Source organism: Candidatus Aeolococcus gillhamiae, assembly GCF_016464765.1.
Lineage (GTDB): Bacteria > Chloroflexota > Dormibacteria > Aeolococcales > Aeolococcaceae > Aeolococcus > Aeolococcus gillhamiae.
Genome location: NZ_JAEKNS010000111.1, coordinates 1 through 16,222 on the forward strand (window position 1 = coordinate 1; position 16,222 = coordinate 16,222).

Here is a 16,222-nt window from a genome sequence, read left to right on the forward strand (position 1 = left end):
GGGACGGAGTCCCAGCACCGCGAAGTCGTTGGGGGTGGGTGCGCGGCTCACTCAGCCCCCCTCGGGCAACAGGCGTAGGCATTGGAGGGCGAGCCAGAAGCGGTGCGGCGCCGCGGGTGCCTCGAGGTCGACGCCCAGCTCGGCCAGGCGACGGATGCGGTAGACCACGGTATGGCGATGCAGTCCGAGGGCGGCGGCGGCTTCGTTGAGGCTCGGGGTGGCGAGCAGCGCTTCCAAGGTTTCGAGGAGCGGCCCGCTGCGCGATGGTGGAGTGGCCAGGACGGCTCCCAGGGTGTGCCCCACGAAGCGGCGCATCGATTCGGGATCGGTCGCCATGGTCGCGAACACTCCGACCGCCGCGTCGTCCCAGACGCGCGCGGCCGGCTCGAGCCGCGCACCCACCTGCAGCGCCTCGCGCGCACGGCGGGCGGCCTCGGCGACGTCCTCCAGCGCGGCGGCCACTGGGCCGATGCCCCAGCGGACCGTCCCTGCCTCGGCAGCGGCGCGTTCGGCTTCGTCCAGGATCCTCGCGGCGCCGGTGCGACCGGGGACCAGTGCGATCCACGTGCCAGGCTGATCGCCGACGGTGAGCACGCCGAGCGGGCGGAGCGCGGCCTCGAGAGCACCCTCCTCGTCGGTGGCGATCGAACAGGCCAGCACGAGGTAGGGAGGCTGCAGATCGAGATCGCTGGCTGCCGCAAGGCGGCGCAATTCGGGGCTGACGTCGCCGGCGACGAGGCGCTGCAGGATTCGGTCGCGGTCGAGGTCGCGGCGACGCATCAGTCGCTCGCGGGTTTCGAGGTACGCCGAGCCGACCGCGCCGCTGATCTCGTCGAGGTATTCGAGGACTTGTCCGGTCACGGCGATGACAGTGGCTCTGGGCAACATGTCCAGTCCGGCCGACTCACCGATCAGCTCCCGCCAGACCACCCGAGCGGCGAGCCGGTAGGCGGCCAGGAGCACCTCGAGCGGGACGCCCATCTCGGCCTGCTGCGCGCCCATGGAACCGAGGCGCTGGAGATCGCCGGTGCGCAGCCCGCGCCCGTCACGAAGCAGTCGGACGAGGGTGCGCAGCGCGTCTCGGCAGGCGACGGTGACGCTGCGGAGATAGCCGATGCTGCGGAATTGCGCGGGCAACGCCAGCTCGGAGGCGATGCGACGGGTCATGCGCTGCGCGATGACGTCGATGTCGGCGAGAAGCCGCAGCGTGATCTCTGGAGGAAGAGTGGCCGTCGGGGCCCATTCATGCGGCCCCGGGATCGGCTCGACTGGCGCGTAGTTCGACATGGTGGCCATTATGGACGCGGTGGCCAAATCTTGCCCCTCAATTCCGCTCTGACGGCCGATGGCTTGGCCATGCGGCGTACCGGACACTGGGCACATGCTCTACGACGACCTTTTTGTTCGCCTCGAACGCGCCCGCTGGAACTTCACCGACGAGATCGATTTCAGCACCATCGATCACAGCCTGCTGACCGACCAGTGGATCCATGACCTCCGCCAGATCTGTCTCACCGAGCTCAGCGCGCTGTACGCGACGGAGATGTTCCTGCGCGACTTCTACACGGACATCGACTTCTGCAGCTTCGTGTCGATCTGGTTCTACGAGGAGATGAAGCACCACATGGTGCTGCGCAAGTACCTCGAGGCCTGCGGGCAGACCTTCGATGAGGAGAAGGAGCTGCCCGAGCTGCGGCTCACCTTCGCTGAGGGGCCGGCGATCGAGACGCTGACCATGCACTTCTGCGGCGAGCAGCGCCTGGCCCACTGGTACCAGGCTTTCAGCAAGAGCGCGCCCGAGCCTCTGCTGCGCAAGATTTTCAAGATCCTCGCGGCCGACGAGCTCCGCCACGCAGCCTGCTATGCCAAGTACCTGCGCAAGGCGATCGCCAACAAGCCTGACGAGCTGCCCGCCGTGCTGCGCATGACGCTGTGGATGCTGCGCAGCACCAACGATGCGCCCAAGCACCCCACCACCGTCACCTCGCCGAGCGTCTGCGACCAGCTGGAGGACCCGGAGTACATCAGCCGCATGCTCGACTGGTACCTGCCCGGCCGCGACCACGAGGCACCGGTACAGCGCCGGATCCTAGCGTTGATGTCAGAGCTGGCCGGAACCAGGATGACGAGTACCAAGGACATGCTCCCCGTCATCCGCCGCCTGACCCCGGTCGCCGCGTAAGAGCGAAGGGGGAACTGCGTTCCCGCCTCGGGCGAGGAGCGCCTGCCCTCCCTATAATCACGGGGCTATGTCAGAGCAGACCCGCGTGCGCGCGACCGTGCGGGGAAGGGTGCAGATGGTGGGCTTCCGCGCGTTCGTGGCGCACCATGCCGGCGACCTGTGCGGCACCGTCGCCAATCGGCCCGACGGAAGCGTGGAGTGTGTGATCGAAGGTCCGCCGGACGCGGTGGACCGCATCCTCGAGCTGCTCCACCGGGGACCGGCACACGCCCAGGTCGACGCCGTCGACGTGCTCCGCGAGCCGTACCGCGGCGACCTGCCTCCGTTCACGGTGCACGCGTGAACTTCCGCTGGGCCGAGCGCATGTCGCGGATCGGCACCGAGAGCGCGTTCGAGGTGCTCGCCCACGCCCGGCGACTCGAGGACGAGGGCCGCGACATCATCCACCTGGAGATCGGCGAGCCCGACTGCGCTACCCCCCAGAACATCATCGACGTCGCGGTCCGAGCCCTCAACGAGGGTGCCACCCATTACACGCCGGCGAGTGGCATGGCCGTCACCCGCGAGGCGACCGCGCGCTACGTCACCGCTCGCACCGGCGTCCCGACCTCGCTGGAGAACATCGTGATCGTTCCCGGCAGCAAGAACATTCTCGCGTTCCTGCTGCTGGCCATCATCGAGCCCGGCGACGAGGTCATCGTGCCCGACCCGGGGTATCCGATCTACCGCTCGCTGGTGAACTTCATCGGCGCCACGCCGGTGTCCGCACCGATCCGCCAGGAGAACGACTTCCGTCTCGACATCGACGAGCTGCGCGGCCTGGTGACCCCGCGCACCAGGCTGCTGATCGTCAACACTCCGGCCAACCCGACCGGGGGAATCCTCACCCGCGAGGACTGCGAGAACATCGCCCAGCTGGCCATCGAGCACGACCTGGTGGTCCTCACCGACGAGATCTACGGGCGGCTCATCTATGACAGTGCCCACGTCTCTCTCTATGGCATCGACGGCATGGCCGAGCGCACCGTGTTGCTCGACGGTGTCAGCAAGGCCTGGGCGATGTGCGGCTGGAGACTCGGCTTCGGTGCCATGCCGGTGCCACTCGCGCAGCGGATGGACACGCTGATGATCAACTCGTCGTCGTGCGCGGCGGCGTTCACCCAGCTGGCGGCGATCGAGGCCTTCGATTCGCCGGAGTCGGACGCTGCCGTCGATGCCATGGTTGCCGAGTTCCGGCGCCGTCGCGACATTCTCGTGGACGGTCTGAACCGCATCCCCGGCATCAGCTGTCGCCGCCCGGCCGGCGCCTTCTATGTGTTCCCCGACGTCACGGCGACGGGCTACAACGAGCGCGAGCTGCAGAAGGAGCTCCTCGACGAGGTGGGCGTGGCCACCCTGGCGGGCAGCACCTTCGGTCCCCATGGCGCCGGTCACATCCGCCTCAGCTACGCGAACTCCGTCGAGAACATCGAGCGAGCCCTGGAGCGCATCGCCCTCCATCTCGGCGCGGGCGCGGTCTCGCCGGCTTAGCGCCGGTTCGACATCCGCGCAGACATCCATGGCCGCGCTGCAGGTCCTTCCCGACCTCGACACCGCGACCCGGTTACTCGACGACCACGACGTGGTTCCTCTGTTCGTGGAGGTGCCGGCCGGCGGGGCGACGCCGGTGAGCCTGATGCGCCGCCTCGGCGTCGGCGGTCACTGCTTCCTCCTCGAGTCGGCGAGCACGCTTCACGGCATCCACGGCCATTCATTCCTCGGCCACGACCCCCTCGGGGTCGCGCCCCAGGACACCGAGGACCCGCTCCGTCCACTGGAAGGGGTGCTCGCCGAGCGGGTGGCCCCCGTGGAGGGGCTCAACGTCCCGTTCGTCGGTGGCTGGGTCGGCTACCTCGCCTACGAGGCGGCGGGCTGCTACGAGCGTCTGCCGTCGACCGCGCCGGCATTCGCTGGAGTGCCGATGAGCGTGTTCGCACTCTATCGCACCGTGACGGTGTTCGACCACGAGCGCGACAAGGTGCTGCTCGTGACCCAGCTGCGCCGCGACGACGGCGACATCGCGACGGGGTACGCGCACGCGTGCGCCCGCTTGGCCGGCATGCGTCTGCGCATCGAAGCGCCGGAGCCGGCGGGAGCGGTCGATCACCCCGCTGCCGTGGAGGTCGACGTCGAGGTCGGGCCCCGGTACGTGACCCTCAGGCGGCCAGTGCTTCCGGACAGTGCGTCGACGTTCCCGCGCGCGGACTTCCTCGAAGCGGTCCGGGTCGCGCTCGACCATGTCATCGCCGGTGACGTCTTCCAGGTGCAGGTGTCGCGTCGCTTCGCGGTGCCACTCGGTGCCCACCCGTTCACGCTGTACACCGCGCTGCGGCTGTCTAGCCCCACGCCGTACCTGTTCTACGTGAGCAGCCCCGGATGCGTCCTTGTCGGCGCGTCGCCCGAGATGCTCGTGCGGGTTCGCGGCGATACGGTCGACTACCGGCCCATCGCGGGCACACGCCGCCGCGGCTCCACCGAGGCCGAGGACGCCGCCATGGAGACCGAGCTGCAGGGCAGCGAGAAGGAGCAGGCCGAGCACCTCATGCTCGTCGACCTCGGTCGCAACGACGTAGGCCGGGTGGCTGCCACGGGCACCGTTGAGGTCCACGAGCTGGCGGTTGTCGAGCGCTACTCGCGTGTGATGCACCTGGTCAGCGGCATCCGCGCCCGGCTGGCGGCCGGGCGCACCGCCTTGGACGCGCTTCGCGCCTGCTTCCCGGCCGGCACTGTCAGCGGCGCACCGAAGATCCGCGCGATGGAGGTCATCGCTGAGCTCGAGCCGCACGGTCGCGGACCGTACGCCGGAGCTGTGGGCTACATTGGCAGCGGCGGTGTGCTCGATACGGCAATCGCTCTGCGCACCGTGGCAGTGGTGGACGGACAGGCCTACCTGCAGGCGGCGGCTGGGATTGTCGCCGACTCAACGCCCGACGAGGAGGCACGCGAGATCGACAACAAGCTGGCGGCCGCGTTGGACGCGATCACGCGTGTCGATGGACCGTGAGCGCGCACGCAGAGGACCTCCGTGGACGCGTCGTCGTGGTGGACAACTACGACTCGTTCACCTTCAATCTGGTTCAGTACCTCGCCGAGCTCGGTGCTGACGTGGTGGTGATTCGCAACGACGCGCTCAGCAGTGATGACGTCCTCGCCGGCGAACCGGCGGCGATCGTGCTCTCCCCCGGCCCGGGACGCCCGGAGGACGCTGGCATCTGCGTCGACCTGGTTAGCGATGCAGCGCGGATGTCCATCCCGCTGCTCGGCGTCTGCCTCGGCCACCAGGCAGTCGGGCTCGCATTCGGCGGGCGGGTGGTGAACGCGGCGCAGATCATGCACGGCAAGAGCAGCAACATCCAGCACACGGGTACCGGTGTCTTCACCGGGCTGCCCAACCCGTTGCGTGCGACCCGCTACCACTCGCTGGTGGTTGAGCGTGCGAGCCTGCCGCCGCCATTGCTGCTCACCGCGTGGACCGCCGACGGCACGGTGATGGGCGTGCAGCACCGCGATCACCCCGTGCACGGAGTGCAGTTCCACCCCGAGTCAATCGGCACCCCGGACGGGCACGCCCTGCTCGGCAACCTCCTCGCCGGCGCCGAGGCGGCGCGCTCGCTGGCCTCCGCGCAGTGAGCGACCTGGGCGCGCTGGGTCCGATCATCGACCGCAAGCGCCACGAGGCGGCGGCGCTGCATTGCGGGCGCGCGGCGATGTTCGCCCACGCCGCCAACCTCGAGCATGCGCCGGCGATCGAACGGATCCTCGGCGGCGGGACGGTGATCGCTGAGCTCAAGCGTCGCTCCCCAAGCGGCGGGACGCTTCGCCGGCACCTTGACGTGGTCGCCACGGCGGCCGCCTACGAGGCCGCAGGCGCGGCGGCGGTGTCCGTGCTCACCGATGGCCCCGACTTCGGTGGCTCGTTGACCGATCTCGTGGCCGTGCGTGCGGCAGTGGAGATCCCGGTGCTGCGCAAGGACTTCGTGGTGTCGCCCGTGCAGATCGCCGAGGCGCGCGTCGCCGGCGCCGACTGGGTGCTCCTGATCGCTGCGGTGTTCGACGACCCCGGCCTCGACGACGCGATCGACGCCGCGCGACGGTGCGGCGCGGCAGCGCTCGTCGAGGTGCACACGGACTCGGATCTCGACCGCGCCGTCGGCGCCGGCGCGCAATGCATCGGCATCAACAACCGCGACCTGCGCACCCTCACCACCGACCTGCGCACGTTCGCGCGCCTGCGGGCACGCGTGCCGTCGGGCACGGTCATCGTCGCCGAGTCAGGCGTGCGGCAACCGGCGGACGTCGCCCGCCTGGTCGCTGAGGGCGCGGACGCCGTGCTGGTGGGGGAGGCGCTCATGCGAGCAGAGAGGCCGGGCGAGCTGCTCACCGAGATGGTCGCCGCCGCCGAGGGCGCTGCGGCCGGGCACCCGTCGTGATCGTCAAGGTGTGCGGCGTTCGCACCCCGGAGATCGCCGATGCGGCCATCGAGGCGGGGGCGGACTGGCTCGGCCTGGTGCTGGTGGCCGCTAGCCCGCGCCATGTCGACGACGCCGCTGCGCGGGCGGTCGTCGACGCGGTGCGCGGACGCGCCGACCTCGTCGGCGTGATGCTCGACGCCACGCCCGCGCAGTGCGAGGAGGCGGCGGCCCGCTACCGGCTCGCAGCCGTGCAGATGCACGGCAGGGTGGCGTCGTCGACTATTGAGCGGACCGCTGTGCCGGTGATCCGCGCCATCAACGTTGTCGACGCTGTGGCTGCGCTCACCGAACAATGGTGGCCGGACTGCCTGGTGCTGCTCGACGCCGCGCCCTCCAGTGCGGACGGGCTACCCGGCGGCACAGGCACGCGTGTCGACGAGGTCACGGCGGCGGCCATCTCTCGGCACCGCCGAGTGATCCTGGCCGGCGGGCTCTCCGCCGACAACGTCGCCGCTGCCATTGAAGCCGTCCAGCCACAGGGTGTGGACGCCTCCAGCGGATTGGAGACGAGCCTGGGGGTGAAGGATCCCGCGCGCGTCGTTGCCTATGTCCGCGCGGCTCGCGCCGCCGCGGTGCCGCGATGACCACGACCCGAGGCCGTTTCGGCAGCTACGGCGGCGCTTACGTGCCGGAGACCGTGGTGCCCGCGCTCGCCGAGCTCGAAGTGTCGATGGACGAGGCTCTGGCCGACGCCGCCTTCCAGGCGGAGCTGCGGGGGTTGCTGCATGATTACGCCGGGCGTCCCACGCCGATGACCCACGTGTCGCGGCTGAGCGAGGCGTCCGGCGGCGCGCAGATCTGGTTGAAGCGCGAGGACCTCCTCCACACCGGCGCCCACAAGATCAACAACGCGCTCGGCCAGGTCCTGCTCGCAGACCGGATGGGAAAGCGGCGCATCATCGCCGAGACCGGCGCCGGACAGCACGGCGTCGCCACCGCCACCGCGTGCGCGCGCGCCGGCCTCGGCTGCACGGTGTACATGGGGCGCGAGGACATGCGCCGCCAGGCGCTCAACGTGTACCGCATGCAGCTCCTCGGCGCCACAGTCTTGCCCGTCGACAGCGGTGCGGGCACGCTGAAGGACGCCACCAACGAGGCCATCCGCGACTGGGTGGCCAATGTTCGCGACACGCACTACGTGATCGGCAGCAGCGTCGGTCCGCATCCCTACCCAACCCTGGTGCGCACGCTGCAGAGGGTCATCGGCGACGAGACCAGGGCCGAGTGCCTCGCCCGGCTGGGCGGCCTTCCCGCCGCGGTGGTGGCCTGTGTCGGGGGCGGCAGTAACGCCATTGGCATGTTCGCGGCATTCCTCGACGACAACGCCGTGGAGCTGATCGGTGTCGAGGCAGCCGGACGCGGCCTTGACGGCGGCCAGCACGCGGCACCGCTGAGCCGCGGCCGGCCGGGCGTTCTCCACGGCTCCAACAGCTACCTCATGCAGGACGAGCACGGCCAGGTGCTCACCGCGCATTCGATCAGCGCCGGGCTCGACTATCCCGGTGTCGGACCGGAGCACAGCGCGCTCCGCGACACCGGGCGAGTGCGCTATGTCAGCGCCGAGGACGGCGAGGCCCTGGCGGCGTTCCACCGACTCTGCCGACTCGAGGGGATCATCCCCGCACTCGAGTCGAGCCACGCGCTGCACGCGGCCGAACAGTTCGCCGCCGCCCAGCCCGCTGACGCGGTGGTGGTGGTGTGCCTGTCGGGCCGGGGCGACAAGGACATCGGCACCGTCCGCGAGCATGAGAGTGACGATGCCGCCGGGTGAGCGACTGACCGTCGCCCTGCGCGACCACGCCGGCGGCCTGCCGGCACTGGTGCCGTATGTCACCGCCGGATACCCGCGCAGAGACGACACCGTGGCGGTGCTTCGCGCCGCGCAGGACGCCGGCTGCGCCGCCGTCGAGATCGGCATTCCCTTCAGCGACCCGCTCGCCGACGGCCCCAGCGTGCAGCGCGCCGGCTGGCAGGCCCTGCGCAACGGCATGACCATGGGGCTGGCGATCGAGCAGGTGGCCACGGCACGGGCGGCCGGCGTCACCCTCCCGCTGGCGCTGATGACCTACGTCAACCCGGTGCTGAGCCACGGCCTGGACCCCTTCTGCGCCGACGCCGCGGCCGCGGGGGCCGACGGGATCATCGTCCCCGACCTCCCCGCCGGCGAGGCCTCGGATCTCCGCGACGCCGGTGCGGCGCACGGCCTTGCCCTGATCCCGATGGTGGCGCCGACCACGCCGACCGAGCGCATCGAGCTCGCCTGCCACAACGCGGCGGGCTTCATCTACTGCGTGGGTGTGGTCGGCACCACCGGGGCGCGCGCCGAGATCGCCGCCGAGGCCTTCGACCTGCTCGATCGGGTACGAGCTTCCACGCCCCTGCCGCGGGCCATCGGTTTTGGCCTGAGTCGGCATGAACACCTGGTCGCCCTGCGCGGTCGGTGCGAGGCGGCGGTGGTGGGATCGGCGCTGCTCGACGCCATGTCCAGCCACCCCGACGACGGCGCCGCCGCAGCCTCCATGTTCCTGCACGGCATGCTGCACGCCGCGTGAGCACATGAGCGAGCGGCGAATCGCCGGTGCGGACAGGGTCGACGGCGAGGTGACCGTTCCCGGCGACAAGTCGATCAGCCACCGAGCCCTGATCCTCGGGGCGCTGATCCGCGGGCGCAGCTATGTCGGCAACGTGTCGCCCGCCGCCGACGTTGCAGCCACCGCCCGCGTGCTCCAGGACTGTGGCGGGTCGGTGCGCCCGTTCGGCGACGGTCGCGTCTCCCTCGACGGCGCCGGCGCGGGGGTGAGCCTGCGCAGCCCCGCGCGGCCGCTCGACTGCGCCAACTCGGGCACCACGATGCGGCTCATGGCTGGCGTCCTCGCCGCCCACGAGGCCGTGGCCACGCTGACCGGCGACGCGTCGTTGCAACGCCGGCCGATGGAGCGCGTCGCCGTGCCGCTCCGCGCGATGGGCGCGCAGCTGCGCACCGACGACGGGCATGCACCGCTGCTGGTGCAGGGCACTGCCACGCCGCAGGGGCTCGAGCACCATCTGGAGGTGGCCAGTGCCCAGGTGAAGTCCGCCATCCTGCTCGCCGGGTTGAGCGCGCAGGGCACCACGGTGGTGCACGAGCCGGTGCCGACCCGCGATCACACGGAGCGGCTGCTGCGCGCCTGCGGAGCCGACCTCAGCGCCGACGGCGAGTCGATCACCTTGCGCCCCGCGCGGCTCGATCCGTTCGGGCTGCGCGTGCCCGGTGACATCAGCTGCGCGGCCTTCTTCATGGCGCTGGCGGCGGCCCGCATCGGCTCCACGGTGCGCTGCCCGGGAGTCGGCCTCAACCCCGGACGCACCGGCATCCTCGAGGTGCTCGAGGAGATGGGCGCGCGCGTCGAGGTGGAGGAGGGGCCACCCGCAGCCGAGGTCGAGCCACAGGGCACGGTGATCGTCACTGCGGCGCCACTCCACGGCGTGACCGTCGAGCCGGCGATGGTTCCCCGCTGCATCGACGAGCTGCCTGCCATCGCAGTGGTGGCCACCCAGGCGGAGGGGCGCACCCAATTCCGCGGCGCGGGCGAGCTGCGCCACAAGGAGACCGACCGCATCGCTGCGCTGGTCGCCGGGCTGCGCTCGCTCGGGGTAGCCGCTGAGGAGACGGCCGATGGACTGGTCATTGACGGCCCCGCCCAGCTCCGCCCGGCCCGCCTCGACGCCGCCGGTGACCACCGCCTGGCGATGGCGTGGGCGATCGCCGCCGCCCTCACGGATCCAAGCGCTGGTGACTGCGTCATCGTCGGAGCCGACACCGTGGCCGTGTCCTATCCGGGCTTCTTCGACGACCTGGGTGCGCTCACCACCGAATCGCGCTGAGCACGAACCCGGCGGCCAGGGTGATGCCGGTGAGCATGTGGAGCTGGACGCAGCCGATGAGCAGGCGCGTCCAGCCCATGGCATCGAGGTCGCGGCGCGCTCGCGCCGCCAGGAGCAGCGCCATGACCGCCGGCAGCACCGCGCCGAGGCACCACAGGGGGATGCCCCGCGTCGCCAGGGCCACGGCCAGCACCACGGCGGCGCCGCCGACCAGGAGGCGGAACTCGAGGACGACGGCGTCCATCGACACCCGCGTCGCCAGCGTGTGCTTGCCGACGCTGGCGTCGTGGCTGCGGTCGCGCGCGTTGTTGGCGTGCAGGATGGCGGCGGTGAGCAGGGCCAGCGCAGCCGCCGCCCACCACACCGAGGATGGCACGGCGGCCGTCTGGGCCGCTGCCGTCCCCCACACGATGCCCAGGCCCATCGGCAGCGCGGACGCCGCCTCGCCGAGCGGCCGGTAGGCGAGGCGCAGCGGAGGCGCGGTGTACGCCCAGCCGACCACCAGGGCCGCCAGGCCGAGCAGCAGCAGCGCGGGGCGGTGCACGGCCAGCGCGATGCTCACTCCGAGGATGGCCGCGGCGGCGAAGAGGCCGGCGGCGATGAGCCGGGCCTGGGCCGGGTTGATCCACTGGCGGCGCATCGCCAGCGACGCTCCCGCGCCCGTGTAGTCGTCGGCGCCGGTGAGCGCGTCCTCCGCGTCGTTGAGCACGTTGGTGGCGGCCTGCAGCAGCAGCGCGAGAACCAGGCAGCCGGCGGCGATGAGCGGCTGCACGGCGCGCTGCGGCGCCAAAGCGGCGGTGCCGACGACCGAGCTGACCGCGGCGACCGTCAGCGACCGGGGCCGGACACTCTCCCAGAGCACCGTCACCGCGCCGGGTCTGGCGGTCGCGCGGGCCGCCATCAGTCGAACGTCAGGAGCAGCGGCGGCTTGCCGAGGACCTCGACGACCTTCAGCTCGCGCACTGCGACGATGAAGGGATGAACCGGCAGGTTGTCGACGAACTGCTTGGCGCCGGGCGCGTGCGCAAGGAGGCGGCGGAACAGTTCGAGGCGCCCCGAGTCGTCGACGTCGGCTCGGTTGGCGGACCCCCAACCCTGGATCCAGCGTGACGGGTTGCCGGGCGAGCACATGAACGCGACACGCGGGTCCAGCGCGATGTCGCTGGCCTTGCGGGACCCGTCGAGCACGGCCAGCACAAGCTGGATGCGACCGTCCTCCACCTCGGGCGCGAAGAACACTCCGGCGACGTGAGGGCCGGAGTCGCTGACCGTGGCGAGCGCGGTCGTGTCATAGGCGCGCAGCGCCCACAGCGCGCGCTCCACCTCACCTCCGGCTTCGGCGCTCATGACCCGACAGTATCGGACCCGATCAGCGCAGCAGCCGGCTGAGCCGGCGATCGGCGAGAACGCGTCCGCCGGTCTGGCAGGTCGGGCAGTACTGGAACGAGCGCGTCGATAGCGACACCTCACGGATGGTGTCACCGCACACGGGGCAGGGGTCACCGGTGCGCCCGTGGACGGCGAGGTGCTGCTTCTTGTCCGGCTTGAGGTCGGCGATCTCGACCCCGCGGGCGCGCTCCACCGCCCCGCTCATGACGCTGCGCAGGGCGGCGTGCAGGCGCATCGTCTCCTCCTCGCTGAGCGCGCTCGCCTGCCGAAAGGGCGAGAGTCGGGCCGCATGGAGGATCTCGTCCGAGTAGGCGTTGCCGACGCCGGCGATCAGCGACTGGTCGGCGAGCACCGTCTTCAGCTGGCCGCGGCGCTGCTGCAGCAGCTCACCGAGCCGCGCCGCGGACAGGGCGTCGTCGAGCACATCAACCCCCAGCCGGGCGATCCCCGGCACGTCAGCGGCGGCGCGGACCACGTACACGGCCAAGCGGTGCTCGGTTCCCTGTTCGGTGATGTCGATGCCGCAGCCGCCGGCGAGCTCGAGCTGGAGGGCGAGAGGACCACGCAGGGTCGACTTCGCCTCGTTGAGCCGGTCCCGCCAGCGGATCCATCCGGCGCGCGCAAGGTGCACCACCAGGTGCAGTTCGCCCGCGGTCATGTCCAGGAACTTGCCGTGCCGGTCCCAGCCGTCGACGGTATGGCCCACCAGTGCTTGGAGACGAGGGTCGTAGGTCTTGAGCGCGCCGATCGAGCGCAGCCGGACGGCGATGATGGTCTGTCCACGCATCCGCTCGGTGAGCCCGGCGGACAGGGCGGTGACCTCGGGAAGCTCGGGCATGGCCCAATAGTGGCGCAGCCCGTCCCAGCATCGCAGTGGACAAAACGTAGAATTCCACGACCTTGAGGTCGATGACCGACGCCACCGCGGCCAACAGCATCGCGACGCAACGGCGGCGGCGAACCGTGCCCTTCGATGGCGAGGATGTCCTCTGTGTGCCGCGCACCACGATCTTCCCCGACGGTGCCTGGCATGGCCTGGTCACGGTCGGGCTCGAGCGGGTGCTGCGAACCATCCGGGCGGCCTCGGAGTACCGGCCCCGTCATGCGGTCGAGGACGACCCCTCGATGCAGCAGATCATCCCCTACTGCGTGGTGCACCATCCCCTGGACGGCACCTACCTGCTGACCAGGCGGCTGCGCCGCTCCAGCGAGCGTCGCCTCCACCATCTCTACTCGCTGGGGGTCGGTGGCCACGTCAATCCCGGCGACGGCGCCGGCGGCGACCCGCTCGTCGGCGGGCTCCAGCGCGAGTGGGCGGAGGAGGTGGTGTGCTCGTCGCCGGCCACCGCGAGCCTGGTGGCCATGCTCAACGACGACTCGACGCCAGTGTCACAGGTGCACCTCGGCCTGGTGTTCCTGGTCGAGCCGGCGGTGGCGACCACTGCGGTCCGCGAGCTCGACAAGCTGGAGGGGGAGAACCTCACGCTGGCGGCGATGCGCCGCCACTACCTGAGCATGGAATCGTGGTCACAGCTGGTCTTCGACGACCTCGTCGGTGGGGCCGCCAAGCGAGCCGAGCGCTCGCCGCTGGTCGTCGAGCTTCCGCCGGCGCACTGACCGGGCGAGGGGGAACTCTGCTCCCCCACGGGCACCCCTATGTAGCGGCCTCAGCTCCGGCGAAATGAATTCGCCTGGGCGGAGGATGCGACACGAGGGCGCCGTCGAACCACCCGTATACTCCGCGCATGCCTGTGCGAGTTCGCGTTCCCGGCCCGCTGCGCCGCCTCACCGGTGGCGGCGCCGAGGTGACCGTCGAGGGCGCCACGGTGTCCGACGCGCTCGGCGATCTCGAGCAGCGCTACCCGGGCTTCCATGACCGTCTCTACGATGCGGAGGGGAAGCTCCGTCAGTTCATCAATATCTACGTCAACGACTCCGACATCCGCTTCAGCCAGGGGCTCGAGACGCCCGTCGGTGAACGCGACGAGCTCTCCATCGTTCCCGCCGTGGCCGGCGGCCGCTGAAGCGGCGGCGATGACCGCTGCGGCCGCGCCGGCCGCGCCTGGACGCCGGGCAGCCCGCATCCCCGACGACCCCTTCGAGCTGCTGCCCGGTGACGCCGTCGTCGCGGTGGCCATGTCCGGCGGGGTGGATTCATCGGTGGCGGCGGCGCGCTGTGCGGAACGCGGGTTGCGCACCGTCGGCATCACCCTGGCAATGTGGCCGCGCGACGGAGAGCGCCGGCGCGACCGCGGCTGCTGCTCCATCGACGCCGTCGAGGACGCCCGCCGCGTCGCGACCAGCATTGGCATCCCGCACTACAGCTGGAACCTGGAGCCGGAGTTCCAGCGCGACGTGGTGGCTCCGTTCGAGGACGAGTACGCGGCCGGGCGCACGCCCAACCCGTGCGTGCGCTGCAACCAGGTGATCAAGTTCGGGGTGCTGCTCGACCGGGCCCGGGCCGCCGGGGCGACCCACCTCGCCACAGGCCACTACGCGCGCATCGGTCGGCGGGGGAACGCCGCGTCTCTGCATCGTGCCCGGGCGGCGGCCAAGGACCAGGCCTACACGCTCCATCGCCTCGAGCAGGAGCAGCTGCTCAGCTCCGTATTCCCCCTTGGCGCAGAGACGTCCAAGGACGAGGTGCGGCGCCATGCCGCCGATCTCGGCCTGATCACGGCGGCCAAGCCAGACTCGCAGGAGCTGTGCTTCGTCGACGGCTCGGTGCGCGCCGAGCTGGAGCGGCGCCTGCGGGGCCGCTTCCGTCCCGGCGCCATGGTCGATCAGGCCGGCGCGGTGGTCGGCGAGCACCGCGGGGTGCCCTTCTACACGGTGGGCCAGCGGTCCGGCCTGGGGCTGCCGCCGTCACGCCCCGACGAGGCCCCGCTCTTCGTGACCGCTGTCGACGCGATGGCCAACACCGTCACCGTCGGCCCGCGCAGCGCGCTGGATCGCGACACCGTGCGCCTCACCGACATCCACTGGATCGACCAGCGCCCCGCGCACGACGCGCCGCTGGCGTTGCAGCTTCGCGCGCACTCGGCCCCGGCCCAGGTCGCCGTGGTTCAGCTTGGCAACGACGCCCTGCTTCTGCGCTGCGATCCGCCGGTGACCCAGGTGGCGCCGGGCCAGGCGGGCGTCCTCTTCGAAGGCGACGAGGTGATCGGCGGCGGCACGGTGGCGCTCACGTGATCCTCGCGGTGCCGCTGCCGCCGACGCCGGGCCAGGTCGCGCTCGGCGTCCTTGGCGTGCTCGCTGGCGCTGTGATCGCGTCGGTGTCAGCATTCCTGGCGCGCCGCGGGCGCAACTGGCTCTACCACCTCGGCACCGCCGGCGGCCTGCTCATCGTCGCCGGCATCGTGGGACAGCGCACAGTGGCCGACGGCGCCAGGCTGGGCGCCTGGGACGCCGGGATCGCCGTTCCCGTGGTCGGCGTGCATCTCGACCCGGTTGCGGCCGGCGGCATCATCCTGACGCTGCTCGCCGTGACCTTGATCCTGCTCTTCGAGCGTGTCGTCGATGAGGACGACAGGCCGCCCCCTCTCATGCATCGGGCTCTCGAGGACGACGACGCGGTTTGACGGTCGAAGGGGGAAGGCAGTTCGCCCTTCGCCTACAATGCCGCCGATGTCCGGCGCCGGCAGCCGCCTCGTGAGCGAGGCGCCTTTCCCGAAAGCGTCTGTCCGCGCTGCCGCAGCCCTGCACCAGACGGCTGGGTGAGCACCGCGGTGTTCTACGTACTCGCGATTCTGATCGTCCTCGCGGCTCTCGGCGCCGTGCTCGCACCGTCCACACGCATGGCGCTGCTCGCAGTGCTCGCCGGTGGCGTGCTCGTCGGCATCCTGCTCATCGCCGCCGGTGCCTACCTGCTCGGCGCCGTCGCGCTGGTGGCACCGAGCGGCTGCCTGCTGCTGGTGGCTGCCGCGCTGCGACGTTACGGGTACGCACCGCTGCTCGGCGATGTGCCCGGCCCCGCGACTGCGTGGCCACTGAGCGCCGCGGTCGCCGGTGGCATCGGGGTGCTGCTAGTCTGGGTCACCAACACTCGCGTCGATGACACCGCGCACACGCCGAGCGGCGGCCAGAGCCTGCTGACCCTTCTCCACTACCGAACGCCGATCAGCCTCGGCGTCGCCGCCATCCTCGCTGTGCTCGCCGTCGGCGGTGCGCTGATGATCGGCAGAACCGGGGACGACGAGCGCGTCCTGGACCGGGCCGCCGAGCAGCGCCGGCTGCGCGAGCAGCGCGCGCGGCTGCGCCGCGAGCACCGCGCGGC

At 71.2% G+C, this 16,222-nt stretch carries 18 protein-coding genes and 1 pseudogene; 15 read left to right on the top strand and 4 right to left on the bottom strand.

What is annotated here, in order from left to right; translation table 11 throughout:
• Positions 1-51: 51 nt before the first annotated feature.
• Positions 52-1,287, bottom strand: a complete 1,236-nt coding sequence (locus JF886_RS10620) for an RsbRD N-terminal domain-containing protein (RefSeq protein WP_337312262.1) — start codon at positions 1,285-1,287, stop codon at positions 52-54.
• Positions 1,288-1,381: 94 nt separating this feature from the next.
• Between JF886_RS10620 and JF886_RS10625 the strand changes: the two genes are divergently transcribed.
• The 10 genes from JF886_RS10625 (at position 1,382) to aroA (ending at position 10,557) form a co-directional block, all read left to right on the top strand.
• Positions 1,382-2,182 (top strand): ferritin-like domain-containing protein, encoded by an 801-nt coding sequence (locus tag JF886_RS10625; protein WP_337312263.1) that lies wholly within the window; start codon positions 1,382-1,384, stop codon positions 2,180-2,182.
• Between the two features lie 67 nt (positions 2,183-2,249).
• Entirely contained in the window at positions 2,250-2,525 is a 276-nt protein-coding gene (locus JF886_RS10630) for an acylphosphatase (RefSeq protein WP_337312265.1), read from the top strand.
• Positions 2,522-3,712, top strand: coding sequence for a pyridoxal phosphate-dependent aminotransferase (locus JF886_RS10635; protein WP_337312267.1), 1,191 nt, complete (start codon positions 2,522-2,524; stop codon positions 3,710-3,712). Before JF886_RS10630 ends, JF886_RS10635 begins: the two co-directional genes overlap by 4 nt.
• A 28-nt stretch (positions 3,713-3,740) precedes the next feature.
• The gene (locus JF886_RS10640; protein WP_337312269.1) at positions 3,741-5,225 is read left to right on the top strand and encodes an anthranilate synthase component I family protein; all 1,485 of its coding nucleotides are present in this window, start codon (positions 3,741-3,743) and stop codon (positions 5,223-5,225) included.
• A complete protein-coding gene (locus JF886_RS10645; protein ID WP_337312271.1) occupies positions 5,222-5,851 on the top strand; it encodes an anthranilate synthase component II in 630 nt (209 codons plus the stop codon). The genes JF886_RS10640 and JF886_RS10645 overlap by 4 nt, the downstream gene beginning before the upstream one ends.
• A complete protein-coding gene (locus JF886_RS10650) occupies positions 5,848-6,651 on the top strand; it encodes an indole-3-glycerol phosphate synthase TrpC (protein WP_337312273.1) in 804 nt (267 codons plus the stop codon). Before JF886_RS10645 ends, JF886_RS10650 begins: the two co-directional genes overlap by 4 nt.
• Positions 6,648-7,277 carry a phosphoribosylanthranilate isomerase gene (locus tag JF886_RS10655; protein WP_337312275.1) on the top strand — a complete coding sequence of 210 codons (630 nt, stop codon included), beginning with the start codon at positions 6,648-6,650 and terminating at the stop codon, positions 7,275-7,277. Before JF886_RS10650 ends, JF886_RS10655 begins: the two co-directional genes overlap by 4 nt.
• Positions 7,274-8,464 carry a tryptophan synthase subunit beta gene (gene trpB / locus JF886_RS10660; protein WP_337312277.1) on the top strand — a complete coding sequence of 397 codons (1,191 nt, stop codon included), beginning with the start codon at positions 7,274-7,276 and terminating at the stop codon, positions 8,462-8,464. Before JF886_RS10655 ends, trpB begins: the two co-directional genes overlap by 4 nt.
• Positions 8,439-9,245 (top strand): tryptophan synthase subunit alpha, encoded by an 807-nt coding sequence (gene trpA, locus JF886_RS10665; RefSeq protein ID WP_337312278.1) that lies wholly within the window; start codon positions 8,439-8,441, stop codon positions 9,243-9,245. The genes trpB and trpA overlap by 26 nt, the downstream gene beginning before the upstream one ends.
• Before the next feature lie 4 nt (positions 9,246-9,249).
• Positions 9,250-10,557 carry a 3-phosphoshikimate 1-carboxyvinyltransferase gene (gene aroA / locus JF886_RS10670; RefSeq protein ID WP_337312280.1) on the top strand — a complete coding sequence of 436 codons (1,308 nt, stop codon included), beginning with the start codon at positions 9,250-9,252 and terminating at the stop codon, positions 10,555-10,557.
• Here the strand turns inward: aroA and JF886_RS10675 are convergent.
• The 3 genes from JF886_RS10675 to JF886_RS10685 are packed head-to-tail and all read right to left on the bottom strand — an operon-like array spanning position 10,538 to position 12,784.
• The gene (locus JF886_RS10675; protein WP_337312282.1) at positions 10,538-11,458 is read right to left on the bottom strand and encodes a prenyltransferase; all 921 of its coding nucleotides are present in this window, start codon (positions 11,456-11,458) and stop codon (positions 10,538-10,540) included. The two genes, aroA and JF886_RS10675, sit on opposite strands and share 20 nt — an antisense overlap.
• Complete coding sequence (locus JF886_RS10680) at positions 11,458-11,904, bottom strand: pyridoxamine 5'-phosphate oxidase family protein (RefSeq protein ID WP_337312284.1); 447 nt, start codon at positions 11,902-11,904, stop codon at positions 11,458-11,460. The genes JF886_RS10675 and JF886_RS10680 overlap by 1 nt, the downstream gene beginning before the upstream one ends.
• A 22-nt stretch (positions 11,905-11,926) precedes the next feature.
• Positions 11,927-12,784, bottom strand: a complete 858-nt coding sequence (locus JF886_RS10685) for an Fpg/Nei family DNA glycosylase (protein ID WP_337312286.1) — start codon at positions 12,782-12,784, stop codon at positions 11,927-11,929.
• 71 nt (positions 12,785-12,855) lie between these two features.
• Here JF886_RS10685 and JF886_RS10690 point away from each other — a divergent pair, with 71 nt between their 5' ends.
• From JF886_RS10690 to JF886_RS10710, 5 genes and pseudogenes are all read left to right on the top strand, one after another.
• Positions 12,856-13,563, top strand: coding sequence for a phosphoesterase (locus tag JF886_RS10690; RefSeq protein ID WP_337312288.1), 708 nt, complete (start codon positions 12,856-12,858; stop codon positions 13,561-13,563).
• A 128-nt stretch (positions 13,564-13,691) separates the two neighbouring features.
• A complete protein-coding gene (locus JF886_RS10695) occupies positions 13,692-13,970 on the top strand; it encodes a ubiquitin-like small modifier protein 1 (protein WP_337312290.1) in 279 nt (92 codons plus the stop codon).
• Between the two features lie 10 nt (positions 13,971-13,980).
• The gene (gene mnmA, locus JF886_RS10700) at positions 13,981-15,138 is read left to right on the top strand and encodes a tRNA 2-thiouridine(34) synthase MnmA (RefSeq protein ID WP_337312292.1); all 1,158 of its coding nucleotides are present in this window, start codon (positions 13,981-13,983) and stop codon (positions 15,136-15,138) included.
• Entirely contained in the window at positions 15,135-15,527 is a 393-nt protein-coding gene (locus tag JF886_RS10705) for a hypothetical protein (protein ID WP_337312294.1), read from the top strand. The genes mnmA and JF886_RS10705 overlap by 4 nt, the downstream gene beginning before the upstream one ends.
• 135 nt (positions 15,528-15,662) lie before the next feature.
• Positions 15,663-16,222: pseudogene (locus JF886_RS10710) on the top strand (hypothetical protein); the annotation flags it as partial.